Here is a 26,842-nt window from a genome sequence, read left to right as displayed (position 1 = left end):
TGCATTTCCCGATAAACCAAGGCTAGAGCCTGTGACGATAAGCCGTGGCTTGCCGGGATCAACACACAATCGCGGAAAAATCACGGTGCCATTGGCGTAAATTTGTGTCAACCGCAAGCAACAGGAGCGTGCCCATGTTCAAAGGCTCTATGCCAGCCCTCGTCACCCCGTTTCGCAACGGCGAGTTGGATCTGGAAACGCTCAAACAGCTGGTCGAATGGCACATCAGCGAGGGATCTTCGGGGCTTGTGCCGGTGGGTACGACCGGTGAAAGCCCGACGCTCAGCCATGAAGAACACGAAACCGTGGTGGCCGAGGTGGTGCGCACCGCCGCCGGGCGGGTGCCGGTAATCGCCGGGGCCGGATCGAACAATACGCTGGAAAGCCTGCGATTCGCCCAGCACGCGCAGAGCGTCGGCGCCGACGCGGTGCTGGTGGTGACCCCCTATTACAACAAGCCGACCCAGCGTGGGCTGATCGCCCATTACACCGCGATCCACGATGCCAGCGAGTTGCCGATCATCATCTACAACATTCCCGGCCGGTCGGTCGTGGACATGACGCCCGAAACCATGGGTCAGCTGGCGAAACTGCCCCGCATCGTCGGGGTCAAGGACGCCACCGGCGATCTGGCGCGGGTCTGCGACCAACGTCTGACCTGCGGGCCGGATTTCATTCAGTTGTCGGGCGAGGACGCCACCGCGCACGGGTTCAACGCCCAGGGTGGCGTCGGCTGCATCTCGGTCACCGCCAATGTCGCACCGGCGCTTTGTGCGCAGATGCAGGCGGCGACCCTGGCCGGCGATTTCGCCACGGCGCTGCAGATCCAGGACCGGCTGATGCCGCTGCACAAGGCGATCTTTACCGAGCCCGGACTGGTCGGCGCGAAATACGCCATGTCCCGCCTGGGTCTGTGCAGCGAAGAGGTCCGCTCGCCCCTGACCGGGCTGCTGGACGAAACCAAGACTCTGGTCGAGGACGGGCTGCGCCATGCCGGGCTGCTGAACTAGGTCACACCGGTTCGGCGGCCGACGGGAAGCACTTGCATTCAAACCGGTCATCGCTTTGCTGGGCGCATGGTGAAACTGGTTCTGATGCACAAGGCGGACTCGATCTATGATGACGAGCCGGATGTGGTGTACGACTTTCCGCAAGCCTATCTGAAGGCCGCGCGGGCGGCGGTCGGAGACTGGATCATCTACTATGAGCCGGTCAAGGCAGGGCCTCGCGGGTATTTTGCCGTCGCAAAGATCCAGCGGGTCATACCCAAGCCCGGCGTCCAGGGCCGGTATCTCGCCCTGATCGCACCCGGCAGCTACCTGCCCTTTGATCGCGAGGTGCCCCGCCTGCGGAACGGGCGGCCGATGGAGGCTACGCTGGCTGCACCTGACGGAACACCGAAGAAAGGCGGTGCCGTTCAGCTTGCGGTACGGCGCCTGCCAGAGCAAGACTTTGCGCGGATCGTCAATCTGGGGTTGCCGCAGGACCTGGAACAGATGGAAGCGACCCGGTACGACAGCGGTGCGCCATCCCTGCAAGAGGAACCCCAGCTGTTTGAGCGTCCGGTGATCGAGCGGCTGACGCGCCGCCCGTACCGGGATGTCGCCTTTCGGCGCAAGGTGCGCACGGCCTATGACAACCGCTGCGCCATGTCCGGGCTGCGCCTGCGCAACGGCGGTGGCAGGCCCGAGGTTCAGGCGGCCCATATTCGCCCCGTCGACCGGCAGGGCAGTGACTCGGTACGCAACGGGCTGGCGCTGTCGGGAACCCTGCACTGGATGTTTGATCGCGGCCTGATTTCGGTTGCCGAGGATCGCCAAACGATCCTGGTGTCCCGCAACAAGGTTCCGGGCGAGGTCGTGAACCGGTTGTTGCCACCGGACGGCAAGCTGCTGGCGCCCAAGGACCCGCGTGACGCGCCGCATCCCGGAAACCTGCGCTGGCATCGCGAAAACGTCTTTGGTCAGATCCAGTCCAATGAACCGGCGCCATGGGAATAGGCCCGCGCGTTGGGTAAGTTCAGCGTTTGCCGTAATACAGGCCGACCACGTGTTCGGCCTCGGCAAAGAACAGCCAGCGGGACACGATGACGCCGGCCAGATGCGCCAGCACCGCCAGGCCGGCCAGCGCGTGGCTGAAGGGCAGCAGCAGCAACAGCACCGGCAGCAGCGCCGTCAGGACCAGCGCGATCAGCCGCAGCTTGGCGCTGTGCCGGCGCCCGACCACGTGAACAAATTCGCGTAGCAGATAGTTGCTGCCGGTATGGGGCGGCTCAAAGGCCCGTACCGTGCCGATACCGCCCAGACCGGTGGCGCTGGCCAGGGTGCTGCCCGAGCGGGCCAGCGCCTTGTCCCCCATCGTCCAATGCGCGATCTGGATCAGCCCGGCCAGCACCAGCAGCCCGATGGCGGCGGTGACCTGCCCGGCCAGCAGCGCGCCGCCGCCAACCGACAGGGACAAGAACAGCGCGGGTGTCAGCGGCGTATGCCAGCGCGGCACGGTTTTGAGCTGGGTATAGATCATCGACGTGGTAAAGACCGTGCCCAGGCTGGCCAGGGCGCCGATCAGGCCCAGCACGGCCCAGCGGCTGTCGGCAAACACCAGCCCGGCGCCGTAAATCGCCATCACGATCAGTGCGGTCAGGGCACACCAGGCCTCGCGGCTCAGCCAACTGCTGCGCCATTGGGTGAACGCCTTGGCGGCGCGTTCGGGGCGCCCCAGGTGAAAGGTCGAGGCCATGAGCCCGCCCACCGCCAACAGATAGGCAATGGCGAAAAAGGCAAAGGCGGTCCAGCCGGTGACACCGGGATAGCCGAGTCCCAGCCAGAGCAGCAGGCCAAAGCCGAGACCCGAGCAGGCGGTGAACAGGATGACAGAGGGGGCCGGATGCATCAGAGTTTCTCCAGGGCCTTGTCGAGCCAGCCGAGAAAGCCATCGGCATCTTCGGCGACCGGTTCCAGGAACGGGGCCAGCACGTCGATCTGCCCCTCCAGCCGGTCCTTGCGGCGTGGCGGCAGGTATTTGTTGACCGGGGCGGTGCTCTGTTCCGGCATCAGGTCCATACCGCCGCGTTCCGCCGTCAGCCGCGACACGTTGCTGTCGGGATCGCCAAAATCGCCGAAATGCCGTGCCCCGGCCGGGCAGGTGCGCACACAGGCGGGCAGGCGGTCCCGTTCCGGCAGATTCTCGTTATAGATGCGATCGACGCACAGGGTGCATTTCTTCATCACGCCGGCGGCCTGATCCAGTTCGCGCGCGCCATAGGGGCAGGCCCAGGCGCACAGGCCGCAACCGATACAGTTGCTTTCGTTGACCAGCACGATGCCGTCCTCGACCCGTTTATAGCTGGCCCCGGTGGGGCAGACCGTGACGCAGGGCGCGTCCTGGCAATGCAGGCAGGATTTCGGGAAATGGATCAGCTGGGCGGCGCCGGTCTCGGGCTGAACCTCGTAGCTGTGCACGCGGTTCAGGAAGGTGCCCGAGGGATCGCCGCCATAGGGGTCCTGATCGGATAGCGGCGCGCCGTAGTTTTCCGTGTTCCAGCCTTTGCAGCTGATCACGCAGGCATGACAGCCGACACAGATGTCCAGGTCGATCACCAGGCCCAGGCGGCGGTCGGTGGTGGCTGGCAGTTCGGTCATGCATGGCCCTCCTGATGCGCGCTGACGGGAATCATTTGCCGACCTTCCAGGCCAGTTCGCCCGGCCCCGCCGCGACCGGCGATCCGATCGGATCAAAGGCCGGCTGGCATTCGGCGGGTGGCGCGGTCTTTTCCAGTTTCACCTTCAGATCGAACCAGGCCGCCTGTCCGGTGATCGGATCGGAATTCGCCCAGCGCAGCCCGTCGCCGCGCGGTGGCAGCAATTCGTGGATCAGGTGGTTCAGCAGGAACCCCTGCGTGGCCTCGGGCGCATCGGTGTCCAGCGCCCAGGCGCCCTTGCGTTTGCCGATGGCGTTCCAGGTCCAGACCGTGTTGTCGTTCAGCGCCGCCATTTCCATCACCGGCACGGTGATTTCCCCATGCGGCGAGGTGACCCGCGCCCAGTCGCCGTCAACCAGCCCGTGCTGGCGCATCAGTTTCGTAGGCACATAGAGCGGGTTTCGCCCGTGCAACTGGCGCAGCCAGGCATTCTGGCTGCCCCAGCTGTGATACATCGCCATCGGGCGTTGCGTCAGGGCATTGACGGTAAAGCCGGCATTGCCGGTCTGATCGGTCTCATACCAGATCGGCAGCGGGTCCATGGTTGCGCGCAGGCGTTCGCGCAGATGTTCGGGGGGCTGATACGGACCATGACCCTCGGCGGCGCGCTGGAACCGCCGCATCGGCTCGGACCACAGCGTAAACAGATAGGGTTGCGGGCTGTCAAACAGGCCCAGATCGACGGCCCAGTCCTGATAGGCGGCGTTCCAGGGCTTGTAGTATTGCGCCGCCTCGGGAATGTGATGCACGCAGAACCCGCCATTCTCTATATAGCGGTCCAGCTGATCCGGGTTGGGCGCGCCGCGCCCGGTCTGGTCGCCATCCGCGCCGCGCCAGCCCATCAGCGGGCCGATGCCGGGGCGGCGCTCGTGGTTGACCATGTATTCCGCATAGTCCTGCCACTTCGGCTGACCGTCATTCTCGACAAAGCCGGGCATGCCGATGCGGTTTGCCAGTTGCACCAGCACCGATTGAAAGCCGCGTACGCCGGCATGGCCGGGACGGTCGGGGTCGGCCACCGGCCAGCGGATCGCGTCGGCGGCTGCATCGGCCTCGCAGATCGGCCGGTCCAGCAGCGAAATACAGTCGTGGCGTTCCAGATAGGTGGTGTCGGGCAGGATCAGGTCGGCATAAGCCACCATTTCGCTGGAATAGGCATCGGAATAGATGATGCGGGGGATCACATAGCCGCCATCGTCGGTGCGCGCGGTCAGCATGTCGATGACGCCCTTGGTGTTCATCGACGAATTCCACGCCATGTTCGCCATGTACATCATCAGCGTGTCGATGCGATAGGGATCGCCGGCATGGGCATTGGCGATCACCATGTGCATCAACCCGTGGCTGGACATCGGGTTTTCCCAGGTGAACGCCTTGTCGATGCGTTTTGGTGCGCCGTTTTCGTCCAGCAGCAGGTCTTCGGGGCCGCGGGGAAAGCCCAGATGCGGCCCGTCCAGCGGCCGTCCGGGGCGGCCCTGACCATGCGGCGAGGGATGCGCTTCGACCGGTTTGGGATAGGGCGGCTTGAACCGGAACCCGCCGGGCACCTCGACCGTGCCCAGCAGGATCTGCAACAGATGAATGGCGCGGCAGGTGTGAAAGCCGTTGGCGTGGGCGGACACACCGCGCATCGCATGCATCGCCACCGGGCGCCCGGTCATCGTGGCATGGGTCTCGCCGCGGAAATCGGTCCAGGGCTGGTCCAGTTCGAACGCCTCGTCAAAGGCCACGCGGGCCAGTTCGCCGGCCAGCGCGCGGATGCGTTTTGCCGGAATGCCGGTACGCTCGGAAACCGCTTCGGGCGCGTATTCCGGCGCCAGGTAGCGTTCCGAGAGGTGCCGAAAGACGGTGCGACAGGGCTGTCCGTCGATCGTCAGCTCGGCGGCCAGGTCGGGGCGGATGCCCCGGACATCAAAGGGTTTGACCTTTCCGTCCGTGCGGTCGACCACCTGCAGCCGATCCTCGGCGTCGCGATGCAACAGCCCCTCGAGGGTGACGATGGCCGGAGCGTTGGTAAAACGCGCCAGATAGTCCAGATCGACCTTGCCGGCCTTGAGCAGGCAATGGATCAGCGCCAGCACCAGCAGACCGTCGGTGCCCGGCGTGATGCCGAACCAGTCGTCGGCGACGGCGTTATAGCCGCTGCGGATCGGGTTGATGCCGATCATCCGGCCGCCGCGCGCCTTGAGCCTGCCGATGCCGATCTTGATCGGGTTGCTGTCATGGTCCTCGGCCACCCCGAACAGCAGGAACAGCTTGGCGCGGTCCCAGTCGGGCTGACCGAATTCCCAGAACGCGCCGCCCATCGTATAGATCCCCGCAGCCGCCATGTTGACCGAGCAGAACCCGCCATGCGCGGCATAGTTCGGCGTGCCGAAATTCTGCGCCCAGAAACTGGTAAAGGACTGGCTCTGGTCGCGGCCGGTGAAAAAGGCCAGCTTGTGCGGCGCGGTTTCATGCAGCGGAGCCAGCCAGCCGACAGCGGTCGAGATCGCCTCGTCCCAGGAAATCTCGCGGTATTCGCCGGACCCGCGCGGCCCGACCCGTTTCAGTGGCGCGCGCAGCCGCGACGGCGCGTTGTGCTGCATGATGCCGGCGCTGCCCTTGGCGCACAGCACGCCCCGGTTCACCGGGTGATCGCGGTTGCCCTCGATATAAGCGACCTGTTTTTTGCCGTCGGGGCCGGTCTTCATGTGCACGTTGATGCCGCAGCGGCAGGCGCACATGTAACAGGTCGTTTGACGAACCTCGTCGGACACTTTCGGAGAGGTGTCGAGATCGGGTTGGGTGAAACTCATGTCGCGCTATCCTTGGCCTTGGGTCAGGCTAAGCGTGACATACTCGCAGGTAAAGAAGTTCCTTTCGCGTGAGTCCGGCGGAACGAATGTTCTGCAGCGCGGCAAAGGCCGGGATATCTTCCCCTGGCGCGCAGGGCTGTCGCCGGACCGGCGAGGCGGCCTTCAGCGTTGGTTCAACGGCAGATATGCGCGCGCGGCCGGACCGTTATACAGGGTCAGGGGGCGGATCAGGATGTTGCCGCGCAGCTGTTCGATACATTGGATCACCCAGCCGGGCATGCGTCCGATGGCAAAGATCGGCACATATAGGTCCATAGCGATGCCGTGCAGCTGATAGATCACGCCGGAATAGAAATCGACATTCACGTTCAGACCGTGGCGGGCGTAGGGCTGCATCGCCGCGACCACGGCCTGCAGGATCTCGTACCATTCCGGCGCGCCCACTTCCTGTCCCAGTTGGCGCACACCCTCGCGCATGTGGCGCGCGCGCGGGTCCTCCTTGCGATAGACCCGGTGGCCGAAACCGGTCACCGGCTCGCGGGCCTGGCGCTTGGCCTTGACATAGGCCGCGGCATTTTCCGGCGTTCCGATCTCGTGCACCATCTGCATCACGTCCTCGGCAGCTCCGCCATGGGCCGGGCCGGCCAGGGTCGACAGGGCGGTGACGATGGCGCCATGCAGGTTGGCCTCGGTGCCGATGGTGACCCGCGCGGCAAAGCTGCTGGCGTTGGCGCCATGTTCCGCATGCAGGATGAAATCGACATCGGCCAGCCGCGCGGCCTCGGCGCTGGGCTTTTCGCCCTTGAGCATCCACAGCCAGTTGGCCGCATGGCTCAGGTCGGTATCGGGCGCGACCGGGGCGCGGCCATTGCGGATCGCCTCGTGCGCGGCGACGATCATCGGCACCTGGCTGATCAGCCGGATGCCGTTCTCGACAAAGGCCGCCTCGCCAATTTCGCGGCTTTGCAGGTCCAGCGCCGCCAGGGCCGACACAGCGGTACGCAGAACGTCCATCGGATGCCCGTCCTTGCAGGCTGCGATGATGTCAAAGACCGCTTGCGGCAGGGTGCGGGCGGCTTTCAGCCGGGCGTCAAACCCGTCCAGTTCCGTCGCGGTCGGCAATTCGCCATGGATCAGCAGATAGCAGACCTCTTCAAAGCTGGACTGGCTGGCCAGATCGTGGATCGAATAGCCGCGATAGGTCAGCTCGCCTGCGGCACCGTCTATGTCACTGACGGCAGAGCGTTCGAAATATACGCCCTTGAGACCGCGGTTTATCTTGACTGTCTCGCTCATAGAAGGCTCCTTTGGCGGTGGAAAACGGAGGCGGCCATACCGGTCCTGGACACGATATATGCCGCGGCGCGTTCGCGACAGGCGCGGGTGGTCTTTCCCGAGACCGACGAGGCCCGGGTCGTCGCGGCGATGGTGCAGCTGCGCGACCAGAAGCTCTGCGTGCCGCTGGCGCTTGGCCAGGCGACCGAGGCGCATGTCGACGCTCTGGTCACCCTGCGCGGTCTGAAGCCGGCCATTGCCCGGCGGATGCTGAAAAAACCGATACATCTGGCCGCCGCGATGGTGGCGGTGGGCGAAGCGGATGCGATGGTGGCCGGGGCCGACAGTCCGACGCGGCGGGTCATCGAGGCGGCGCATATCGGCCTCGGACTGGCCCAGGGCGTGACGATCCCCTCGTCCTTCTTTCTGATGCTGTTCCCGGACGGCCGCGAGATGGTGTTTGCCGATTGCGCCGTAAACGTGGCACCGGACGCCGAACAGCTGGCAAGCATCGCCCGCGCCTCGGCCCGGACGGGCACGGCGCTGTTGGGCGAGGCCCGGGTGGCGCTGCTGTCCTTTTCCACCGGGACATCGGGAGCCGGCGACAGCGTGCAGACCGTGCGCGCGGCTGCGGCCGCGACCGGGTTCACCGGGCCAATCCAGGCGGATGCGGCGCTGAACCTGACGATTGCCGCGCAAAAGGGTCTGGGGCCGCGCGACGGGGGGGGCGTCGGCGCGGCCAATGTGTTGGTCTTTCCGTCGCTGGATGCCGGCAATATCGGCTACAAGCTGTGCCAGGAACTGGCCGGGGCGCGGGCGCTGGGGCCCTTTCTGCAGGGATTTGCCCGCCCGGTCTGCGATCTGAGCCGGGGCGCCACGGTCGAGGATATTGTGGCGGCGACAGCGGTTGCGGCCGCCATGAGTTAGGACCCGCACGCGGGGCGAAGATTTCGGCGGCAAGGCGCATTTGGCGCATCCCTGTTGACGGCATTGCCCCAGTCTGGCCCGCCGGTCCTGCGCTTGCAAAGCCTATTGTCGGGTTTCCCCGTCCATCCCCACGACTCGGGTCTGTTCCGCCAGGCGCCGGGCAATCAGAGCAATACCCGGCGCAATCCGGGCTGCGGGAATCGAGGAATAGCCCAGCCGATAGAAATGGGCAGGCCGCGCCGGGCCGGCAAAGAACGGCGCGCCGGGTTCGATCAGCACCCCGTCCCTGCGCAGGGTTTCGGCCAATGCGCCGGTATCCGATCCCAGCGGCGCCCGCATCCATTGCGACGATCCGCCATAGACGCCGCGGCCGGCGATGGTCAGCCCGTGTTCGGCCACGGCGGTTTCCAGCCGCTGGCGGCGGGCGTGCAAGGCCCGCGTCATGCGGCGGATCTGGGCGTCGTGATGACCGAGGGAAAGGTAATAGGCGGCCGTGCGCTGCAGATGTCCCGGAGGGTGGCGCAAGATGCTGGCGCGCAGGGCGCGCGCCTGCCGGATGAACGGTTCCGACCCGACCAGATAGCCCAGCCGCAGCCCGGGAAACAGCGATTTGGAAAAGCTGCCCACATAGATCACCCGACCATCGCGATCCAGCGATTTCAGCGCCGGCGACGGGGCGGCCAGAAAGGCCAGTTCGAACTCATAATCATCCTCGACGATCAAGGCATCCAGATCGCGCGCCCGCTGCAGCAGCGCGTGGCGGCGCGCCAGCGGCATCGTTGCAGTGGTCGGCGACTGGTGGCTGGGGGTGGTGAAAATCACGTCCGTATCGGCGGGCAAGGCCTGAGGCGGCAGTCCGTCGGCATCGACCGGGATCGGCTGCACCTGACAGTCGGATTGCGCCAGCAGATCGCGCAGGGCGTAATAGCAGGGGTTTTCGATGATAGCCTTGCGGTCGCGGTTCAGCAACAGACGCGCCGCCATCCACAGGGCGTTCTGCGCCCCCATGGTGATCAGGATCTCTTCCGGCCGCGCGGTGATGCCGCGCCGGGGCAGGGTGTGACGGGCGATGAACTCGACCAGCAGCGGATCGTCCTGATCGAAATAGTCCAGCGTCAGCGACGAGATGTCCTTTTGTCCCAGCGCCCGCAGGGCACAGAGCCGCCAGTTGGCGTGATCAAACAGTGTCGGGTCGGCCTGTCCATAGACAAAGGGATAGCGATAGCTCGACCAGTCCAGCGGCCGCCGCGGTGTGTCGCCGCCGGTATGGTCGCGGCAGATGGCGGCGTCCCAATCCACCCGGTCGCGGGTCTTGGGCGGCGGCGAATAGACCGGCGGCACCGGCGCATTGTCCGAAATGAAATATCCCGACCGGCCGCGCGAAGTCAGATAATCGTTGGACAGAAGTTCGGTATAGGCCAGGGTCACGGTGATGCGGCTGACGCCGAGGTGATGGGCCAGCTTGCGCGACGACGGCAGTTTTTCGCCGCGATGGAACCGGCCCGAAAGGACACCTTCGGCGATCATCTGCTGAATCTGCGCTTGCAGCGTGCCCTGTGCGTCGGAGTTCAGGAAAAAGGTCTCGACGGATATGGTCATAGGCCAGCCTACTTTGGACTTATCCGTGTTTCAATCTGGACTTATCGCGGCTTTGGCGGAATGGGCCGCCCCGGTCAGCCGGTCTTTTTCCAGATGCCATGCGCGGGGTCGATACAGTCCAGCCCTGCGAAACGGCTCAGATCTTCGGGCAGGACGGCGATCAGATAGGCGCCCCGGCGCAGCCCGGCGACCAGGTGGGTTTCGAACCGGGTCATCATTTCCGGATCGTGAAACGGGCGAAAGGAATAGACCACGTCATGGGGCCCATAGTCGAACGTCATGGCATCGGCGACGCTGAGTTCGTCCTGCAGATCGTACACCGCCCGCCCGGCGGCGATCTGTTCGGCGTTGATGTCGAACCCGGCCAGACCCGCGACCTGCAAAAGCTGGCAATCGCGGACCAGCGACAGATTGCGCCCGGTGCCACAGCCGACATCCAGAAACGACACCGGTCGATGCCGCAATTGCGGGTGCTCATAGTCGGGATCGACGGCCAGCGCCCGTTCCAGTGCAATCAGCAATTCAAAGAACCGCGCCACGTTGATCGCGATATAGCCATAGGACCCGTCATGGCCCGGCAGGCTCTGCCGGTCTTCGTTGCTGGGCAGATCCGTGTGCCGGGCGGTTTGCCGATCCAGCATTTCCGTCAGGCTGCGGCCCAGCGCGCTTTTGCAGCGTTCCGCATTGGCCAGAGCCAGGCGCAGGGCGGTGACCGAGCTGTCGTGCAGCTCGCGATGGGCGCTGTAGCGTTGCGAGACCTGGTGATAGGTTTTGCGGGCGCTGGCATAGCCGCGCCGCGCCCGGTCCAGCGCCTTGCGCAACACTTCGCTGCGGGCATTCAGGGATCTGAGATTGGCGCCCAGATTGGCCTTGGGCGATGTGGCCGTGTTCACCAGCAAGGTTTCGATCCTCGTGGAAACCTGATCGAATTTTCGCTGCAGGTCGTCGACTTCGATCATCGCGGCGTCCAGTGCCGCGAGGGCTGCGTTGAATTCCTTGGCCGTGCCTTCCATGCGCGTCGGCTGGCTGTCCATGACGATTTCCTTTTCCGACCAGGGCGCGTTTGCCTATTCTGCACAGGTTTGCGTGGGGACAAAGGAAAAACACGGTCCGGCTTGACACGAATTCTAAAAACCATATACCTAGTTTTATAGAAATAAAATATAGGGCGAGGATCGACGAATGTGGGAAACGGCGGCGCAGGGCTTTGCGGCGATGGGGTCTGAGGCTCGGCTGCAGGTCCTCAGGACATTGGTGCGGGCCGGGCAGCGGGGTCTGACCGTCGGGCAGATACAAGAGCGCACGGGTATTGCCCCCTCGACTCTGGCGCATCACCTCAAGTTTCTTGCGGCGGCCGGACTGCTGACGCAAGAGCGCGCCGGACGCAGCGTGATCACCCGGGCCGATTTCGATCATTTGCGCACCCTTGCCGGGTTCATACTGGATCAATGCTGTGCGGATGTTCAGGAAAGGGCGGCGAACGATGGTTGAAACGACACAATCTCCGGCCAGCCGGCTGACCCGCCACCTGTCTCGAGGTCTCGGATGGGTGAAATCCCCTTGGGGGGCCATACTTGTCCTGCTGGCGATGGTTGCCCTGCTGGACCCGGTGCAACTGGGTGCGACGATGGTTTTCGCCGTGCGGGCCCTGGGCCATACCACGCCCTATATCCTGTTCGCGGTGTTGCTGTTGTCCTATCTCAAGGCCACCGGTGCCGAGGTGCTGGTCGCGCGTGCCTTTCAGGGGCGCGAGACCCGGATGATCGTGCTGGCGGCGTTGTTTGGCGGGTTGGCACCTTTCTGTTCCTGCGAGGTCATTCCGTTCATTGCCGGTTTGCTGGCGCTGGGCGCGCCGCTGTCGGCGGTGATGGCCTTCTGGCTGTCCTCGCCGCTGATCGACCCGCCGACGCTGTTTATCACCGCCGGCGCGCTGGGCTGGCCCTTTGCCGTGGGCAAGGCTGTGGCGGCGGTCGGGCTGGGCCTGTTCGGGGGCTTTCTGACCCGGGCGGTGATGACGCGCGGCGCTTTCAGCCACCCGTTGCGGACCTATCAGCGCAGCGGCTGCTGCGGTTGCGGGCCAAAGCTGGACGGGCGACCGCATTGGAAATTCTGGACCGAAGCGCCGCGCCGGGCACATTTCGCAGCCGAGTTCGGTCACAACGCGCTGTTCCTGTTCAAATGGCTGGCGCTGGCCTACGTGCTCGAGGCGCTGCTGGTGCAATATGTCCCGGCGGACCTGATTGCCGGGGTCGTCGGCGGAGAGGGCATCCTGCCCATCGCCACCGCCGCGCTGGTGGGGATGCCGGCCTATCTGAACAGCTATGTCGCGCCGCCGCTGCTGGCCGGGCTGATCGAACAGGGCATGAGTGCCGGCGCCGCGATGGCCTTCATGATCGCCGGATCCGTCAGTTCGATCCCGGCCATGGCAGCGGTCTGGTCGCTGGTCAAGCCACGGGTCTTTGCCCTGTATCTGGGCATGGGCGTTACTGGGGCCATCCTGGCGGGGCTGCTGTTCGGTGTGGTTGCCTGAATTATGGCAGGGCGGAACTTTCGACGGGGCAACTGTCCGCTATGAGCCCAAACTTACCGCTGCTGCACCATGACCGAACGACTGCTTCCAGGTTTCAGTGATGTTGCGTTGTTAGACTGCTTTAAGAACGCAGATAGCGGTTTTCATTAGTCATTTCCCAGTAGATCTTGCTAAGTCATTGCGCGGAGATCTCATGCAACAGAATTTCAGTGACTTCCTGAGGCAGGGCGGCAATGGCCAATACGTCCTGTCGCACCGGCACGGGAGCACTTTTGGCCATCTCCTGGCGCTTTCTCTCAAGTCAACTTTCCCAAACTATTCCGCTCTACGGGCCGACTTCAGCGACCGCCTCGACCAGGTGACTGCCAAAAACACCCGGATGTTGCTGAGCGCTTTGACGCCCCCAGATACTGTGCCGAACGTGTCCGAGGCTGATCTAAGGGATGTGTCAGACGCCACAGAAGAAGCGCTAAACGCTTGGGACACGCGCCTTGAGAACATATTCAATGAGTACCAAAGCCACCCACAGCGATTGAGGCCGCTGCGCACGGCAATGGAAGAACGCCTGCTGCGGGCGTTCGCAGGTCTGATCAACCAGCTTCGACAAAAAGACCTTGGCATTGAGCGGTATATTTGGCGCTCGCAGGACGACGCCAAAGTACGCGATAGCCATGCAGAATATGACGACCAAGTGTTTCGTTGGGATGATCCCCCGGCAGGCGGTCATCCAGGTGAAGCGCATAACTGTAGATGCTACGCTGAACCGGTTGCGCCAGCACTTCAAAGCAACGTAATTCTAGCCGATTTTGATGGCAGCATCCCTCCGCAAGACCTTACAACCCATGAGGCGAGCGGAGGCCACACCATTGCCCTCCATGTCGGAAAAAGCGAAGGCTTCCTAATCGGATCGGTTAGCACTCCACGTGGAAGAACGCTTTTCGCGAGCCTGTATCGGTGGCGACACGGGACATTCTCATCCCTTGAAGCGGCTCAAAGCCTGACGAATTCTAATCTTGCTAGAAATGCTGACGTTGTGAATGAAGTTGCCAGCGGGCGGCTGCGTAGAGCATTCATAATAAGTAATTTTTCGTCGGTAACAGGCTTTGAGGCATACAGAACCACTCAGCGAGCTTCATCTCCAATACGACTCCGGCAGACATTTGGTGTGGGAACCGTCATTGAGTATGCCCCGGACATGCCAGATGGATTTGTCATTATCACATCCTATCCGAGGATCGACTGACATGAAGCCACCGCAGTCATTCTATGATTTCTCATTGCAGTTTCACCAAGACCTGGACCTAACCCATCCTGGGTGGTCCGATAGTCATGATAGCCTCAAAGAACTGTTTGAAGATTTCAGGCAGGGTTACGGTGATCAAAGCGTACAAGAACTTGCCACCTATTTTCGCGCGTTGCTCTCTGATCCACACGCTAACCTTGCGTTTCTTTGGTTCAAAAAATCAAAAGCGGAGTGGGTTATCCCCAAAGAAGGGGTTCGGCTGATCTTCAAGAGTTTTGAGGAATGGGCGGCTTCGCTGTCATAAGCGGCTTCTGGACGTAGATACTCTCCAAGCCGGCATTGGTGCAGCCGCAGCGAAATCACCCTTTGTCCGCTCTGCCGACATTCCGTGCGGCAACGCCCCCGCGAAAGTCCACGGGGGCGTTCGTTGGATTGGAACCCGGCACCAATCCGGCGAGGCCGGCCTTGTGTCAACGGTCAGCCGGAGGGATCAGCCGAACACCTTGGTCAGTGCCACATCCACCGCGTCGGTGATCTGGTCGATGTCGCTGGCCGTGGCGATCAGGGCCGGCGAAAAGCACAGCACGTTGTTGCGTCCGGGAACCGAGCGGTTGGACATGCCGATGATGACCCCCTGCGCGCCGCATTCGGCGGCGACCTGGGCCATCTGCTTTTCGCTCACGGGCTCTTTGCTGGTGCGGTCGGCCACCAGTTCGGCGCCCAGGAACAGGCCCTTGCCGCGCACGTCGCCGATCACCGCGTGCTTGTCCATCAGCGCCTGCAGATTGCCCATCATGCGGTCGCCCATGTCGGTGCAGTTCTGCAGCAGGTTTTCCTCTTCGATGATGCGCATGTTTTCCAGCGCCGCGGCGGGGCCGGCGGTGCAGCCGCCAAAGGTCGAGATGTCGCGGAAATAGCTCATCGGGTCCGCCGCGTCGTCCTTGAACATGTCGAACACCGCCTCGGTGGTGACGCAGCAGGCAATCGCCGCATAGCCCGAGGCGACGCCCTTGGCCATGGTCACCATGTCGGGCTGGATGCCGTATTGCTGATAGCCGAACCAGGTGCCGGTGCGCCCCAGGCCGCAGACCACCTCGTCGATATGCAGCAGGATGTCGTATTTGCGGCAGATTTCCTGCACCCGCTCCCAATAGCCCGGTGGCGGGGTGATGACGCCGCCACCAGCGGTTACCGGCTCCAGGCACAGCGCGCCGACGGTGTCGGCCCCTTCGCGCAGGATCACCTCTTCGATCGCGTTGGCCGCGGCCAGCCCGTATTCCTCGCTGCTGAGGTGGTCGAGTCCCTGTTCATGGGCGCGGTATTCCATGCAATGGGGCACGCGCACGAATCCCGGCGCCAGCGGGCCGTACTGCATCACCCGCTCGTCCTGACCGCCCGCCGACATGGTGGCCAGCGTGCCGCCGTGATAGTCGCGGTCGCGGAACAGGATCTTGTGTTTTTTGCCGCCATAGCGCTTGTGCGCAATCTGGCGCACCATTTTGAACGCCTTCTCGTTCGCCTCGGACCCCGAGTTGGTGTAATAGACGCGGCTCATGCCGGGCATCTTTTCGATCAGCTTTTCGGCATAGAGCGAGCCGGGGATCGACCCGGCGGTCTGGGCGAAATAGCACAGCTTCATCAACTGGTCATAGACCGCCTTGGCGATGCTTTCGCGGCCATAGCCGACATTGACGGTCCAGACCCCGCCCGAAACCGCATCCAGATATTCCTTGCCGTTCTGATCCCAGACCCGCATGCCCTTGCCTTCGAGGATGACGCGGGGGTCGGTGGTCTCGAACTGCTTGTGCTGGATCAGGTGGTGCCAGATATGGGCCTTGTCGGCCTCGACCACATGCGAAATGTCGTTTTCGTTGAACGTGCCGTCCATGACAGGTCCTTTCCGGAAAAAGAGGATCACGCGCGACTCTGGCGGCGGACACCGGCAGAGTCGCCATAGATTAACATTTGCGCGAATATCCGGCGATGCTTATGGCCAGTTGGAAAGTTGCTTTAAGTCCAGTTGCTGTTCCTGGGGGCTAGTCCCGGGCCTAGAGGCAGTCCAGCAGCAGCGACCGTGTGTTGTCCGGCGTCATCTCGATCGGGTTGCCGCCGGTGCTGGGGTCCTTGAGAGCCGCCGCGACCAGGGCGTCGATATCGGGGTCCGACACGCCCAGATCGGTCAGATTGGCCGGAATGCCCAGCCGGTCGGTCAAAGCGCCGACATGGTCATGGAAGCCGTCAAATCCGCCCGCGATACCCAGATAGGCGGCGGCCATCGTCAGCCGGTCCTCTATGGCCGGGCGGTTGAACCGCAGCACCGGTTGCATCACCACGGCGTTGGTGGTGCCGTGATGGGTGTTGAACACCGCCCCGATCGGGTGCGACAGCGCGTGAATGGCGCCCAGGCCCTTTTGAAACGCTGTCGCGCCCATCATCGCCGCGCTCATCATCTGGGCGCGGGCCGGCAGATCGCTGCCGTTGTCAAAGGCTGCTGGCAGGTTGTCCTTGACCAGCCGCATGCCCTCCAGCGCGATGCCCTGGCTCATCGGGTGATAATGCGGCGAGCAATAGGCTTCGAGGCAATGAGCAAAGGCGTCCATGCCGGTGCCGGCGGTGATCGCGCGCGGCATGCCCACGGTCAGTTCGGGGTCGGCGATGACCACGGACGGCAGCATTTTGGGATGAAAGATGATCTTTTTTTCGTGGGTTTCCGGGTTGGTCAGCACCGCGGCCCGCCCGACCTCTGACCCGGTGCCGGCGGTGGTCGGCACCGCGATGATCGGCGCGATGGCCTCGGCGTCGGCGCGTTTCCACCAGTCGCCGACATCCTCGAAATCCCAGACCGGGCGGGTCTGACCGGCCATGAAGGCGATCAACTTGCCCAGATCCAGACCCGAGCCGCCGCCAAAGGCCACGATGCCGTCATGGCCACCATCGCGAAAGGCGGCGATGCCGGCCTGCAGGTTCTGCTCGGTCGGGTTGGGATCGACGTCGTAGAACATCGCCAGTCCCAGCCCGGCAGCGTCCATCGCGTCCAGCGCGACACGGGTGATCGGCAGGTTTGCCAGTCCCTTGTCGGTGACCAGCAGGGGCCGGGTGACGCCGCTGGCGGCACAGGCTTCGGCCAGTTCTGAGATGCGCCCCGCGCCAAAGCGGATGGCGGTGGGATAGGACCAGTTCGCGGTCGGGGTCATGTCAGTGTCCTCCGGGGCTGAGATAAGAGCATGTCTGGGTATGGTTGTCAGGTGCCGGCGGGCCGGCAGGCATTGATCTGCCAAGGGCCTGATCGCGGGACCTGATCGTTCTCATGCGTGGCTCTCCGAATAGCTTGCGACCTCGATCAGATTGCCGTCCGGATCGTTGAAATAGACCGAGATGATGGGCCCGCGTGCCCCGGATTTCTCGACCGGGCCTTCAAGGATCGCCACATTCGCGGCCCGCAGTCGGCTGACGACCTGCTCTGGCGCAAGTCCCGTCAGCAGGCACAGGTCGCCTGATCCGATGCAGGCATGGTTGCGGGGTTCCTGGCCAATGGTTTGCAGGTTGATTTTTTGGTCCCCCACCAGCAGCGCGCGCCGCGTTCCGGCAAAGGTGATCGCCTCCAGCCCCAATGTCTGCGCATAGAAATCTACCGCCCGGTCTGTGTCGCGCACCGTCAGAACAACGTGGTCAATCCCGGTGATCATACGTTCAGGCCCTCTCAAAGCCCCGGGCCAGCTCGTAATCGGTCACGGCCCGGTCGAATTCCTCGATCTCCCATTCTGCGGCGCGGCTGTAGTGGTCGATCACATCGTCCCCCATCGCCGCGCGCAGCATGGTCGAACCGCGCAGCAGAGGCAGCGCGTCGCGCAGGGTCGCGGGGATCTCGCCGACATTGGCGGCCTCATAGACATCGCCGGTGGCCGGGGGTTGCAGGTCGAGCCGCTGTTCGATGCCGGCAAGCCCGGCGGCCAGTTGCGCGGCCAGTGCCAGATAGGGGTTCAAATCCGATCCACCGATCCGGCATTCGATGCGAACAGCCGTCGTGCCGGCCCCGCAAAGGCGGAACCCGGCGGTGCGGTTGTCCACCGACCAGACGGTCTTGGTCGGCGCAAAGGTGGCTTTGGCAAAGCGTTTGTAGCTGTTGATATAGGGTGCCAGGAACACGGTGGTATCCGGGGCATAGCGGATCAGCCCGGCCAGATATTGGCGCATCAGGTCGGACATGCCGTGGTTGCCGGCGGGATCGTGAAAGACGTTCTTGCCGTCCTTCCACAGGGACTGATGCACATGGCTGGAACTGCCGACGCGGTCGGCGCGCCATTTTGGCAGGAAACTGGCCGCGTGGCCCTGTTGGCCGGCGATCTCCTTGGCCGCGTGTTTGGCGATGCTGTGATGATCGGCGGTGTCCAGCGCGCCGGCATATCTGATGTTCAGTTCCTCCTGTCCGGCCTCGGCCTCGCCCTTGGAGTTTTCGACGGGGATGCCCGCCGCATAGAGATGGTTGCGCAGCGGCTGCATGACATGCTCTTCGCGGCTGGTCTGCAGGATGCTGTAATCCTCGTTATAAGCGCTGATCGGCGTCAGGTCGCGCCAGCCCGAGCGGGCGATCTCGGCAAAGGACTTTTCGAACAGAAAGAACTCCAGTTCGGTGGCCATCATCGGCGTCAGGCCCAGAGCCTCGCAGCGGGCGACCTGGCGTTTCAGCACCGCGCGGGGGGCATGGGCGACCTCGGCATGGGTATCATGGTCCAGCACGTCGCACAGCACCATCACCGTGCCCGACAGCCAGGGCATTGGCCGGATCGTACTCAGATCGGGCCGCATCACATAATCGCCATAGCCCTGTTCCCAGCTGGTGCTGGCGAAACCGTCGGGCGTCGCCATTTCCAGATCGGTGGCCAGCAGATAGTTGCAGCAATGGCTTTCCTGCCAGGCGCTGTCGACGAAATGCCGTGCGACAAAGCGTTTACCCATCAGGCGGCCCTGCATGTCGATCAGACAGGCCAGCACCGTGTCCACCGTCCCGGCGTCCACGGCGGCCCTGAGCGCATCGAAAGTCATCAATCCCGGCATGGTCTGTCCTTGTTGCCTGTTGTCTTGCGTTATGTGCCGTTGCCCGGTGCATCGTCGGGCAACGGCCTGTCATTGCGTGGCGCGTCAGCCGTAGCGATAGGGCCGCCCGGCCTTGGCCATGTCGGCGTTGTATTTCTTGAAGATCTCGACAACCTTGGCCTTGGTCTCGCTTTCGGCGGCGATCTCGTCCCAGAATTTCACCGCGGCATCCTCGACCGTCTGCCATTCGGCGTCCGGGATCGAGGTCAGCTGCATCTTGTCGCCATTGACGCGCAGGGAGGCCTCGCCGCCCCAGTACCACCACTGGCGATAGTAGTGCGATTGGTCGCAGCAGACCCGGAACAGGGTCTGCAGGTCTTCGGGCAGTTCGTTCCAGCGCTCCATATTGGCAAAGAACGACCCGGCCCAGGCACCCGAGATATTGTTGGTCAGGAAATAGTTGGTCACATCCGCCCAGCCCACCGTGTAGTCCTCGGTGATCCCGGACCAGGCGATGCCGTCCAACTCGCCGGTTTGCACCGCGACCTCGATATCCTCCCAGGGCAGGGTGACCGGCACCACGCCGAACTGCGCCAGGAACCGGCCCGCCGTCGGAAAGGTAAAGACCCGCTTGCCCTTGAGATCGGCCAGGCTGTGGATCGGGTCCTTGGTGGCGAAATGGCACGGGTCCCAGGCGCCGGCGCTGATATGCTTGACGCCGACCTTGGAATATTCGGCGTCCCAAATCTCGTTCAGCCCATACTGGTTGAACAGAACCGGCACATCCAGCGAATAGCGCGAGGCAAAGGGGAAATAGCCGCCAAAGACGGTAACTTCGGTGGGGCTGGCCATGCTGTCGTCATCCGATTGCACCGCATCGATGGTGCCGCGCTGCAGGGCCTGGAACAGTTCGCCCGTGGGCACCAGCTGATCGGCATAGAACAGTTCGATCTGCATCCGGTCGCCGGCGATCTTGTTGAACATCTCGATCGCCGGGTCGATCACATGTGCGGCCAGCGCCGGCCCGGCATAGGTCTGCATTCGCCATTTGACCGTGGATTGCGCCAGCGCCGGGGACGCCAGCGCCGCGGCCGCCGGGGTGACCGCAGCGCCTTTCAGGAATTTACGTCTCGTTGTCATTCTAACCTCCTGTGGTTTGGTTTTTGGCAGCATTGCTGCCACGGGTTGCCCCGCTTTCGGGGTCGTTTTTGTTACTTGTAATACACGTACTCCGGCAGCCAGAGCGCGATTTGCGGAAAGGTCATGACCAGCGCCAGCGCCAGAACCATCACCGCGACAAAGGGCAGGATCGAGGAATAGATGTCCTTTAGCGTGATCTCGGGCGGCGCCATGGCGCGCATCAGAAACAGGTTATAGCCAAAGGGCGGCGTCATATAGGCGATCTGCGTCGTGATCGTGTAGAGTACCCCGTACCAGATCAGGTCGAACCCCAGCGCCCCGACCAGCGGCACGTAGAGCGGCGCGACGATGACCAGCATCGCGGTGTCGTCCAGAAACGTGCCCATCAGCAGAAAGCTGAGCTGCATCAGGATCAGGATCAGCCAGGGCGAGAGGCCCATCCGTTCGGTGAACAGGTTTTCGATGGCCTTGACCGCGCCCAGCCCGTCAAACACCGCGCCAAAGGCCAGGGCCGCCAGGATGATCCACATGAACATGCAGGAAATGCCCAGCGTGCTGCGCACCGAGTTCTCAAAGACCTGCCGCGTCATGCGCCCCTTGAGCACGGCGGCCAGAAAGGCTGTCAGCGCCCCGATGGCCGAGCTTTCCACCAGCGACGTCCAGCCGTTGATGAACGGCACCATCATCGCCGCAAAGATCGCCAGCGGCAGCAGGCCGGCGCGCAACAGGGCCAGTTTCTCGGCCATGGGCACGTCACGCTCGTCCGGCGCCAGCGCCGGACCCAGCGCCGGGTTCAGCCGGCAGCGCAGCGCGATATAGAGAATGAACAGACCCGCCATCATCAGTCCCGGCAGCACGCCGGCCAGCCATAGTTGCCCCACCGGCTGGCGCGCGATCATCGCATAGAGCACCAGAACCACCGAGGGCGGCACCAGGATGCCCAGGGACGACCCGGCCTGGATCACTCCTGTTACCATGCGTTTGTCATAGCCGCGTTTCAGCAGCTCGGGCAGCGCGATGGTGGCGCCGATGGCCATGCCGGCCACCGACAGGCCGTTCATCGCCGAGATCAGCACCATCAGACCGATCGTGCCGATCGCCAGCCCGCCCGAAACCGGGCCCATCCAGACATGGAACATGCGGTAAAGATCGTCGGCGATCTTGGATTCGCTCAGCACGTAGCCCATGAAGATGAACATCGGCAGGGTCAGCAGCGGATACCATTTCATCAGTTTCATCGCCGCCGAAAAACCCAGGTCATAGCCGCCCCGGTCGCCCCACAGGAACAGCGCCGCGATCACCGCCACGAACCCGATGGCGCCGAACACGCGTTGACCGGTCAGCAGCATCAGCATCATGGTCGAGAACATCAGTATGGCGATCAGTTCCTGCGACATCAGCGGGTTTCGCCCCGGATTCGCAGGATGTCCTTGAACAGTTCGGACACCGATTGCAGCAGCATCAGAAAGATACCGACGCACATGATCACCTTGATCGGCCACAGATAGGGTCGCCAGGCGGTCGGGCTGCGCTCGCCGCCATACTGAAAGGAATAGATCGTGCTGTCGATGCCGCCCCACAGCAGGACGGACAGGTAAAAAATCAGGAACAGCACGGTAAAGGCATCGGTCCAGGCCTTTCGGCGCGGGCTCCATTCGCCATACAGCAGATCCATGCGCACATTCGCGCCCAGCTGGATCGAATAGGGCCCGCCCAGAATGTAATAGGCGACCATGGCGAACTGGGCCATTTCCAGCGTCCACAGCGAGGGCAGGAAAAAGGTCTTGGACACCGAGGACCACAGCAAGATACCCGCCATCACGAAGATGCCGTACATCACCACCCGGCCCAGCCGGTAATTCACCGCGTCCACCGCGCGGATATAGCGGCGCATCAGGGCGCGCATCGCCTGTCCTTTGGCGGTTGCGGCATGTCCGGCCAGGGATGGACAGCCCGCACGCGCGCCGGCCTGATCGGAACAGCGGCAACTTGGCCGCGCATGGCCTTGCCCGTCAGGCCGGGATTGCCGCGCGGCGGCGGCCAGAGATTGTCGGCCGGCGTGCCGGGACCCGCTGCGCCGCCCGTTGCGCCGCATTTCCGTGCGGTCACTGTGCGCACGGTCCGGTTCCGGTGTTCTGGCGACATGATTGTTCGCGTTTCCCCCATTTCCTGAGGAAACAGTTCTGTACCCGCCGCATTCTGTCAACAGAACTCTGGCAATCTACCTGCCCCAACCATCTGTCGTGGCGCGCTTTGTCGTGGTCCCGGGCGGGTGGCGGGCGCCTCCGGGGGGGTGGATTGGCTGTAGGCGATGCCGCTGTCACTGCCGGAAACTGTGGTCTCGGACCTAACTAGACGCTGCCGGAAGAAACCCCGCCAGGCCCCCGCGATGCTGTCCGGCAGGCCGGATTATTCCGGATGCGGATTCAGCTTCACGTCGGGTCATGGGAGGACGGAATGTTGACAGAGCACGGGATTTGCGGCCTTGTTTGAGAAAAACACCGGGAAAGCCTTGGCTTGGCGACACGTACCTTCGCAATTCTGTTGCAAGATGCTGGCAGGTCACGGGGCATGAAATCACGATATAAAACAGGGGTATGATATGAACGATTCCTACCAGAAAGCGACGTTTGCCGCAGTGGTTGCGGTGTGCCTAGGGGGGCTGGCGACAGCGGGCGCCGCCGAGAACCTGCGGCTGCTGACATGGGGCGGTTACGCGCCCGAAAACGTTATCGAGATGTTCGAAAAGGAAACCGGCCACACGGTCGAGGTGACCTTGTCCAACAACGAGGAAATGATTGCCAAGCTGCGCGCCACCGGCGGCGGCGGGTTCGATCTGGCGCAGCCCAGCCAGGACCGTATCGCCGGTCCGCAGGCCGAGTTCGGCATCTACAAGCCCATCGATCTGTCGCGCATCGATGCATCGCTGTTCATCGGCTCGATGCTGGCCGCGACCAAGACAAATACGACGGTCGACGATCAGGTTTATGCGGTGCCGCATGTCTGGGGCACCAGCGGGCTGGTGCTGGACACCGCCAAGGCCGGCATGGTCAAGGATTACACCGATCTGTGCGGCGACTCGGTTGCCGGCAAGGTGTCGTACCGGCTGAAACGCCCGACGCTGATCGGGTTCGCCTATGCCATGGGCATGGACCCGTTTGCCGCCTATGGCGATCCCGAGGCCTATACCGAGATCATGAACAAGGTCGAGGCCAAGCTGATCGAATGCAAGCCCAACGTGAAAACCTATTGGGGCGGCGGCGACGAATTGATGGGGCTGCTGCGTTCCGGCGAAGTTGTGGCGTCGATGGCCTGGGACACCGGCGGCTGGAAGCTGAATGCGGATAACCCGGACATCACCTTTGTCGCGCCCGCTTCGGGGGCGCTGGGCTGGATCGACACCTTTGTGCTACCGGCCAAGGGCAAGGCGGACGATGCCGCCTATGACTGGATCAATTTCGTCATGCGTCCCGAAATATCGGCGCTGATCACCGAAGCGGCGGGCAATTTCACCGCTTCGCAGGGGGCGGACAGTTTTGCTTCGGACGCTCTGAAGGCCCGGTTCCAGGCCAGTTTCCCCGTCGAGGCGATCGACAATATTCGCTGGTATCCACCGGTTCCCGCAGGCCTTGAGGCTATCGAAGGCGGCGTTCTGGATCGGGTCAAGGCGGCCAACTGATCCGAAACCAAACCCGGGCGGCATCTGCGGATCAGCAGGTGCCGCTTGCCGTTGGACCTGCGAGATGCCATGACCCCCGATCTGGATTGCCAAGACCTGACCAAACGCTTTGGCGACACGACAGCCGTGCAGAGGGTTTCCTTTGCCGTCGCGCCGGGTTCGTTCTTTTCCATTCTCGGACCGTCTGGATGCGGCAAGACCACGATCATGCGGATGATCGCCGGGTTTCTGGAGCCCACCGGCGGCGATATACGCATCAAGGGCAAATCGATGCTGAACGTGCCCCCCAACAAGCGCCCGGTGAACATGGTGTTTCAGCATCTGGCCCTGTTCCCGATGATGAACGTGGCCGAGAATATCGGCTATGGGCTGCGCCGCGCGGGGCTGGCAAAGCCCGAGATCACCCGCAAGGTCGGCGCGGTTCTCGAACGTATCGGGCTGCCCGGCATCGAGGCTCGCAAGATCGACGAATTGTCCGGCGGCCAGAAACAGCGCGTGGCCATCGCCCGTTGCATGGTGCTGGAACCGGACGTGTTGTTGCTGGACGAACCGCTGGGGGCGCTGGATCTGAAACTGCGCGAGCACATGAAGATCGAGCTCAAGGCGCTGCAGGCGGCCTTTGACACCACATTCGTCTATATCACCCACGATCAGTCCGAAGCGCTGGTCATGTCCGACCAGATCGCGGTGATGAATCGCGGGGCGTTCGAGCAGGTCGGCAGCGCGCGCGATCTCTATTATCGTCCGCAGACGGCCTTTGTCGCCGGGTTCGTCGGCGACAGCAATCGCTGGGCGGGCACGGTCGAGCGGGCCGGCGACGACCGGATCGCCCTGCGCACCGCCGAGGGCCGGCTGATCGTCAGCGCCACCCAGGCCAACGCCCCGGCCGCGGGCGAAAAGGCCGAGATTTTCCTGCGCCCCGAGGCGATCCGGCTGGCGCGGGACGCAGACGATCTGGCGCGGTTTGACAACACGGTCAACGGCGTGGTCAGCAGTCTGCTGTTCAACGGCGCCGCCAGCCGCGTTCTGGTGCGCGACGAGGCCGGCGAAGAGATCGAGGTTACGCTGCCGCAATCGGGCGAGTTTGCCGACCTCAGCCGCGGTGCGCCGGTGCGGATCGGCTGGCGGGCTGATCAGACCACCTGTTTCGCGGCCGGGGGCTGAGGCGGCATGCGGGCGCAGACGCGACTGGGCTTTGTGCTGCTGCTGACGCCGCTGCTGCTGTGGCTAAGTCTGCTGATCATCATCCCGCATATCGACATGGCCCTGCTGTCGCTGCGCGAACGGGTGGGGGTCGGCACCTATGCCACCAGCCTGGCCAATTACGGCACCTTCTTTGGCGAACCCCTGTACATGTGGACCTTTGCCCGCACCGCCACCATGTCGGTGCTGGCGACGCTGATCACTCTGATCATCGCCTTTCCGGTGTCGTATTACATCGCCAAGATGGCCAAGGGGCGGGTGCAGTCCACCCTGTTCCTGCTTTGCCTGGTGCCGTTCTGGGTCTCGGAACTGGTGCGCACCTTTGGCTGGATGATCCTGCTGCGCGAAACCGGACTGTTCTCGTCGCTGCTGCAATGGGCGGGGCTGGCCGATGGGCCGGTCGAGATGCTGTATAACGATGCCGCGATGATGGTCGGGCTGGTCTATACCTCGATGCTGTTCATGGTCGTACCGCTGGTCACGACGCTGCAGAGCCTGGACGATTCGGTGATCGAGGCGGGTTATGATCTGGGCGGCTCGGGTTTCAGCGTACTGCGCGAGATCGTCATCCCGCATGCCATGCCGGGCATCGTGTCGGGCAGCATCGTGGTGTTCATGCTGTCGCTGGGCAACTATCTGACGCCGACCATGCTGGGCGGCAAGGACAGCCTGTGGTTCACCGAACTGATCTATTCGCAGTTCATCGTGCGGTTCAATTGGGAACTGGGCGCGGCCTTTGGCTTCATGCTGCTGTTTCTGTCCTCGGTGATCGTCTGGGGCACCTTGCGCCTGACCGGACAGACCCTGGAAAAGACGATGGGCTGACCAATGATCCCTTCGATCCCGCAATCCCGCGCGCTGCGCCTCGTTTATTCGGCCTATATTGCGCTGTTCTTTGTCTATCTGGCGCTGCCACTGGCCGTTGTGGCCGCATTCGCGTTCAATGACAGCCAGTTCCCGTCGCTGCCTTGGGCGGGGTTTACCTGGGATTGGTTCTTTGGCGAGCAGCGCCCGATGATCGGGGTGTTTCACGAACGCCCGATCCTGCGTGCCATCGGCACCTCGGCCTTTGTCGGCCTCTGCGTGGCGCTGCTGTCAGTGGCGGTGGGCACGTCCAACGCCTTTTTGTTCAACCGCTACCGGTTCCGGGGCCGCGGTCTTCTCTACGTGCTGATGTTGTTACCGCTGGTCATTCCGGGCATCGTGCTGGGGATCTCGATCCTGGTGTTCTCTTCGACCATCGCCAACGGGCTGTGGGACGCGCTGCGCCATGATGCCGAAATCTTGCGCCCAGGACTGGTGCTGGTGATCCTGGGGCAGTTTTCGTTCATCACCACCATCGCGACTCTGGTGATTTCCGCCCGGCTGCAGAAATTCGACCGCACGCTAGAGGAGGCGGCGCTGAACCTGGGCGCGGACCGGCTGACAGCGGTGCGCACGATCACGCTGCCTTATCTGATGCCGGCGGTGGTGGGGGCGATGGTGGTGGCCTTTCTGATGAGTTTCGAGAATTTCAACACCACGCTGATGCTGGTGGGGTCGGACGCGCCGCTGACCATTGCCATGTTCGACCGGATGAAGGAGGGCTCGACCCCCTTGTTGAACGCGGTGTCGCTGCTTTTGATGGTCGGCTCGTCGCTGCTGGCGCTGGTGATGATCGCGTTTCAGCGCAAGCCCTGACCGCCGGGGCGCGATCGGTCGCGATGAGGGCGGG

Annotated in this window: 24 protein-coding genes; 11 read left to right on the top strand and 13 right to left on the bottom strand. The window is 63.4% G+C overall.

Going from position 1 to position 26,842, the window contains the following annotated elements; translation table 11 throughout:
* Positions 1 to 134 precede the first annotated feature (134 nt).
* Positions 135 to 1,010: a 4-hydroxy-tetrahydrodipicolinate synthase gene (dapA, locus tag ACFMPD_RS00170; protein WP_380990226.1), complete on the top strand. Its 876-nt coding sequence runs from the start codon at positions 135 to 137 to the stop codon at positions 1,008 to 1,010.
* Between the two features lie 66 nt (positions 1,011 to 1,076).
* A complete protein-coding gene (locus ACFMPD_RS00165) occupies positions 1,077 to 2,000 on the top strand; it encodes an HNH endonuclease (RefSeq protein WP_380990224.1) in 924 nt (307 codons plus the stop codon).
* A gap of 19 nt (positions 2,001 to 2,019) precedes the next feature.
* Here ACFMPD_RS00165 and ACFMPD_RS00160 read toward each other — a convergent pair whose 3' ends face one another.
* The 4 genes from ACFMPD_RS00160 to ACFMPD_RS00145 form a co-directional block, all read right to left on the bottom strand.
* Entirely contained in the window at positions 2,020 to 2,892 is an 873-nt protein-coding gene (locus tag ACFMPD_RS00160; protein ID WP_380990221.1) for a dimethyl sulfoxide reductase anchor subunit family protein, read from the bottom strand.
* Positions 2,892 to 3,641 (bottom strand): 4Fe-4S dicluster domain-containing protein, encoded by a 750-nt coding sequence (locus ACFMPD_RS00155; RefSeq protein WP_380990218.1) that lies wholly within the window; start codon positions 3,639 to 3,641, stop codon positions 2,892 to 2,894. Before ACFMPD_RS00155 ends, ACFMPD_RS00160 begins: the two co-directional genes overlap by 1 nt.
* Positions 3,642 to 3,672: 31 nt before the next feature.
* On the bottom strand, positions 3,673 to 6,498 hold the full coding sequence (locus ACFMPD_RS00150) for a molybdopterin oxidoreductase family protein (RefSeq protein WP_380990215.1): 2,826 nt from the start codon (positions 6,496 to 6,498) through the stop codon (positions 3,673 to 3,675).
* A 162-nt stretch (positions 6,499 to 6,660) separates the two neighbouring features.
* Positions 6,661 to 7,794: a citrate/2-methylcitrate synthase gene (locus ACFMPD_RS00145; protein ID WP_380990212.1), complete on the bottom strand. Its 1,134-nt coding sequence runs from the start codon at positions 7,792 to 7,794 to the stop codon at positions 6,661 to 6,663.
* Positions 7,795 to 7,881: 87 nt separating this feature from the next.
* On the opposite strand from ACFMPD_RS00145, the gene ACFMPD_RS00140 reads away from it, so the two are divergent.
* Positions 7,882 to 8,700: a phosphate acyltransferase gene (locus ACFMPD_RS00140; protein WP_380990209.1), complete on the top strand. Its 819-nt coding sequence runs from the start codon at positions 7,882 to 7,884 to the stop codon at positions 8,698 to 8,700.
* 102 nt (positions 8,701 to 8,802) lie between these two features.
* On the opposite strand, the gene pdxR is transcribed toward ACFMPD_RS00140, so the two are convergent.
* Both pdxR and ACFMPD_RS00130 read right to left on the bottom strand, forming a co-directional pair.
* Positions 8,803 to 10,299 carry a MocR-like pyridoxine biosynthesis transcription factor PdxR gene (gene pdxR, locus ACFMPD_RS00135; RefSeq protein WP_380990206.1) on the bottom strand — a complete coding sequence of 499 codons (1,497 nt, stop codon included), beginning with the start codon at positions 10,297 to 10,299 and terminating at the stop codon, positions 8,803 to 8,805.
* A 74-nt stretch (positions 10,300 to 10,373) separates the two neighbouring features.
* A complete protein-coding gene (locus tag ACFMPD_RS00130) occupies positions 10,374 to 11,333 on the bottom strand; it encodes a class I SAM-dependent methyltransferase (protein ID WP_380990203.1) in 960 nt (319 codons plus the stop codon).
* Between the two features lie 148 nt (positions 11,334 to 11,481).
* Between ACFMPD_RS00130 and ACFMPD_RS00125 the strand changes: the two genes are divergently transcribed.
* The 4 genes from ACFMPD_RS00125 to ACFMPD_RS00110 all read left to right on the top strand — a co-directional run bounded on the left by ACFMPD_RS00125 (position 11,482) and on the right by ACFMPD_RS00110 (position 14,376).
* The gene (locus tag ACFMPD_RS00125) at positions 11,482 to 11,790 is read left to right on the top strand and encodes an ArsR/SmtB family transcription factor (RefSeq protein ID WP_380990200.1); all 309 of its coding nucleotides are present in this window, start codon (positions 11,482 to 11,484) and stop codon (positions 11,788 to 11,790) included.
* Positions 11,783 to 12,829: a permease gene (locus tag ACFMPD_RS00120; RefSeq protein ID WP_380990198.1), complete on the top strand. Its 1,047-nt coding sequence runs from the start codon at positions 11,783 to 11,785 to the stop codon at positions 12,827 to 12,829. The genes ACFMPD_RS00125 and ACFMPD_RS00120 overlap by 8 nt, the downstream gene beginning before the upstream one ends.
* 193 nt (positions 12,830 to 13,022) lie before the next feature.
* The gene (locus tag ACFMPD_RS00115) at positions 13,023 to 14,072 is read left to right on the top strand and encodes a phage minor head protein (RefSeq protein WP_380990195.1); all 1,050 of its coding nucleotides are present in this window, start codon (positions 13,023 to 13,025) and stop codon (positions 14,070 to 14,072) included.
* Position 14,073: 1 nt separating this feature from the next.
* Positions 14,074 to 14,376: a hypothetical protein gene (locus ACFMPD_RS00110; RefSeq protein ID WP_380990192.1), complete on the top strand. Its 303-nt coding sequence runs from the start codon at positions 14,074 to 14,076 to the stop codon at positions 14,374 to 14,376.
* Between the two features lie 186 nt (positions 14,377 to 14,562).
* On the opposite strand, the gene ACFMPD_RS00105 is transcribed toward ACFMPD_RS00110, so the two are convergent.
* From ACFMPD_RS00105 to ACFMPD_RS00075, 7 genes are all read right to left on the bottom strand, one after another.
* On the bottom strand, positions 14,563 to 15,960 hold the full coding sequence (locus ACFMPD_RS00105; protein WP_380990189.1) for an aminotransferase family protein: 1,398 nt from the start codon (positions 15,958 to 15,960) through the stop codon (positions 14,563 to 14,565).
* 160 nt (positions 15,961 to 16,120) lie between these two features.
* Complete coding sequence (locus ACFMPD_RS00100) at positions 16,121 to 17,266, bottom strand: iron-containing alcohol dehydrogenase (RefSeq protein ID WP_380990186.1); 1,146 nt, start codon at positions 17,264 to 17,266, stop codon at positions 16,121 to 16,123.
* A gap of 111 nt (positions 17,267 to 17,377) precedes the next feature.
* Positions 17,378 to 17,758, bottom strand: coding sequence for a VOC family protein (locus ACFMPD_RS00095; protein WP_380990184.1), 381 nt, complete (start codon positions 17,756 to 17,758; stop codon positions 17,378 to 17,380).
* A 4-nt stretch (positions 17,759 to 17,762) separates the two neighbouring features.
* Positions 17,763 to 19,127: a glutamine synthetase family protein gene (locus tag ACFMPD_RS00090; protein WP_380990181.1), complete on the bottom strand. Its 1,365-nt coding sequence runs from the start codon at positions 19,125 to 19,127 to the stop codon at positions 17,763 to 17,765.
* An 84-nt stretch (positions 19,128 to 19,211) separates the two neighbouring features.
* Positions 19,212 to 20,246 carry a TRAP transporter substrate-binding protein gene (locus ACFMPD_RS00085; protein ID WP_380990178.1) on the bottom strand — a complete coding sequence of 345 codons (1,035 nt, stop codon included), beginning with the start codon at positions 20,244 to 20,246 and terminating at the stop codon, positions 19,212 to 19,214.
* A gap of 71 nt (positions 20,247 to 20,317) precedes the next feature.
* The gene (locus tag ACFMPD_RS00080) at positions 20,318 to 21,643 is read right to left on the bottom strand and encodes a TRAP transporter large permease (RefSeq protein WP_380990175.1); all 1,326 of its coding nucleotides are present in this window, start codon (positions 21,641 to 21,643) and stop codon (positions 20,318 to 20,320) included.
* Positions 21,643 to 22,152 carry a TRAP transporter small permease subunit gene (locus ACFMPD_RS00075; RefSeq protein WP_380990172.1) on the bottom strand — a complete coding sequence of 170 codons (510 nt, stop codon included), beginning with the start codon at positions 22,150 to 22,152 and terminating at the stop codon, positions 21,643 to 21,645. Before ACFMPD_RS00075 ends, ACFMPD_RS00080 begins: the two co-directional genes overlap by 1 nt.
* A 696-nt stretch (positions 22,153 to 22,848) precedes the next feature.
* On the opposite strand from ACFMPD_RS00075, the gene ACFMPD_RS00070 reads away from it, so the two are divergent.
* The 4 genes from ACFMPD_RS00070 (at position 22,849) to ACFMPD_RS00055 (ending at position 26,808) form a co-directional block, all read left to right on the top strand.
* Positions 22,849 to 23,925, top strand: coding sequence for an extracellular solute-binding protein (locus tag ACFMPD_RS00070; protein ID WP_380990169.1), 1,077 nt, complete (start codon positions 22,849 to 22,851; stop codon positions 23,923 to 23,925).
* Between the two features lie 69 nt (positions 23,926 to 23,994).
* Complete coding sequence (locus tag ACFMPD_RS00065) at positions 23,995 to 25,089, top strand: ABC transporter ATP-binding protein (protein WP_380990166.1); 1,095 nt, start codon at positions 23,995 to 23,997, stop codon at positions 25,087 to 25,089.
* A gap of 6 nt (positions 25,090 to 25,095) precedes the next feature.
* Positions 25,096 to 25,953, top strand: coding sequence for an ABC transporter permease (locus ACFMPD_RS00060; RefSeq protein WP_380990163.1), 858 nt, complete (start codon positions 25,096 to 25,098; stop codon positions 25,951 to 25,953).
* Positions 25,954 to 25,956: 3 nt separating this feature from the next.
* Entirely contained in the window at positions 25,957 to 26,808 is an 852-nt protein-coding gene (locus ACFMPD_RS00055; protein ID WP_380990160.1) for an ABC transporter permease, read from the top strand.
* Positions 26,809 to 26,842 lie beyond the last annotated feature (34 nt).

The sequence above is a fragment of the Sedimentitalea sediminis genome, assembly GCF_042687825.1.
Taxonomy (GTDB): Bacteria; Pseudomonadota; Alphaproteobacteria; order Rhodobacterales; family Rhodobacteraceae; genus Sedimentitalea.
Note: the sequence above shows the minus strand (reverse complement) of the source record. Positions and strands in the feature narration are given on the sequence as shown.

Bases quoted from the DNA above. Each gene is read 5' to 3' on its own strand.
- dapA (WP_380990226.1), top strand. From the start codon at position 135: ATGTTCAAAGGCTCTATGCCAGCCCTCGTCACCCCGTTTCGCAACGGC.
- ACFMPD_RS00165 (WP_380990224.1), top strand. From the start codon at position 1,077: ATGGTGAAACTGGTTCTGATGCACAAGGCGGACTCGATCTATGATGAC.
- ACFMPD_RS00160 (WP_380990221.1), bottom strand. From the start codon at position 2,892: ATGCATCCGGCCCCCTCTGTCATCCTGTTCACCGCCTGCTCGGGTCTC.
- ACFMPD_RS00155 (WP_380990218.1), bottom strand. From the start codon at position 3,641: ATGACCGAACTGCCAGCCACCACCGACCGCCGCCTGGGCCTGGTGATC.
- ACFMPD_RS00150 (WP_380990215.1), bottom strand. From the start codon at position 6,498: ATGAGTTTCACCCAACCCGATCTCGACACCTCTCCGAAAGTGTCCGAC.
- ACFMPD_RS00145 (WP_380990212.1), bottom strand. From the start codon at position 7,794: ATGAGCGAGACAGTCAAGATAAACCGCGGTCTCAAGGGCGTATATTTC.
- pdxR (WP_380990206.1), bottom strand. From the start codon at position 10,299: ATGACCATATCCGTCGAGACCTTTTTCCTGAACTCCGACGCACAGGGC.
- ACFMPD_RS00130 (WP_380990203.1), bottom strand. From the start codon at position 11,333: ATGGACAGCCAGCCGACGCGCATGGAAGGCACGGCCAAGGAATTCAAC.
- ACFMPD_RS00125 (WP_380990200.1), top strand. From the start codon at position 11,482: ATGTGGGAAACGGCGGCGCAGGGCTTTGCGGCGATGGGGTCTGAGGCT.
- ACFMPD_RS00120 (WP_380990198.1), top strand. From the start codon at position 11,783: ATGGTTGAAACGACACAATCTCCGGCCAGCCGGCTGACCCGCCACCTG.
- ACFMPD_RS00115 (WP_380990195.1), top strand. From the start codon at position 13,023: ATGCAACAGAATTTCAGTGACTTCCTGAGGCAGGGCGGCAATGGCCAA.
- ACFMPD_RS00110 (WP_380990192.1), top strand. From the start codon at position 14,074: ATGAAGCCACCGCAGTCATTCTATGATTTCTCATTGCAGTTTCACCAA.
- ACFMPD_RS00105 (WP_380990189.1), bottom strand. From the start codon at position 15,960: ATGGACGGCACGTTCAACGAAAACGACATTTCGCATGTGGTCGAGGCC.
- ACFMPD_RS00100 (WP_380990186.1), bottom strand. From the start codon at position 17,266: ATGACCCCGACCGCGAACTGGTCCTATCCCACCGCCATCCGCTTTGGC.
- ACFMPD_RS00095 (WP_380990184.1), bottom strand. From the start codon at position 17,758: ATGATCACCGGGATTGACCACGTTGTTCTGACGGTGCGCGACACAGAC.
- ACFMPD_RS00090 (WP_380990181.1), bottom strand. From the start codon at position 19,127: ATGCCGGGATTGATGACTTTCGATGCGCTCAGGGCCGCCGTGGACGCC.
- ACFMPD_RS00085 (WP_380990178.1), bottom strand. From the start codon at position 20,246: ATGACAACGAGACGTAAATTCCTGAAAGGCGCTGCGGTCACCCCGGCG.
- ACFMPD_RS00080 (WP_380990175.1), bottom strand. From the start codon at position 21,643: ATGTCGCAGGAACTGATCGCCATACTGATGTTCTCGACCATGATGCTG.
- ACFMPD_RS00075 (WP_380990172.1), bottom strand. From the start codon at position 22,152: ATGCGCGCCCTGATGCGCCGCTATATCCGCGCGGTGGACGCGGTGAAT.
- ACFMPD_RS00070 (WP_380990169.1), top strand. From the start codon at position 22,849: ATGAACGATTCCTACCAGAAAGCGACGTTTGCCGCAGTGGTTGCGGTG.
- ACFMPD_RS00065 (WP_380990166.1), top strand. From the start codon at position 23,995: ATGACCCCCGATCTGGATTGCCAAGACCTGACCAAACGCTTTGGCGAC.
- ACFMPD_RS00060 (WP_380990163.1), top strand. From the start codon at position 25,096: ATGCGGGCGCAGACGCGACTGGGCTTTGTGCTGCTGCTGACGCCGCTG.
- ACFMPD_RS00055 (WP_380990160.1), top strand. From the start codon at position 25,957: ATGATCCCTTCGATCCCGCAATCCCGCGCGCTGCGCCTCGTTTATTCG.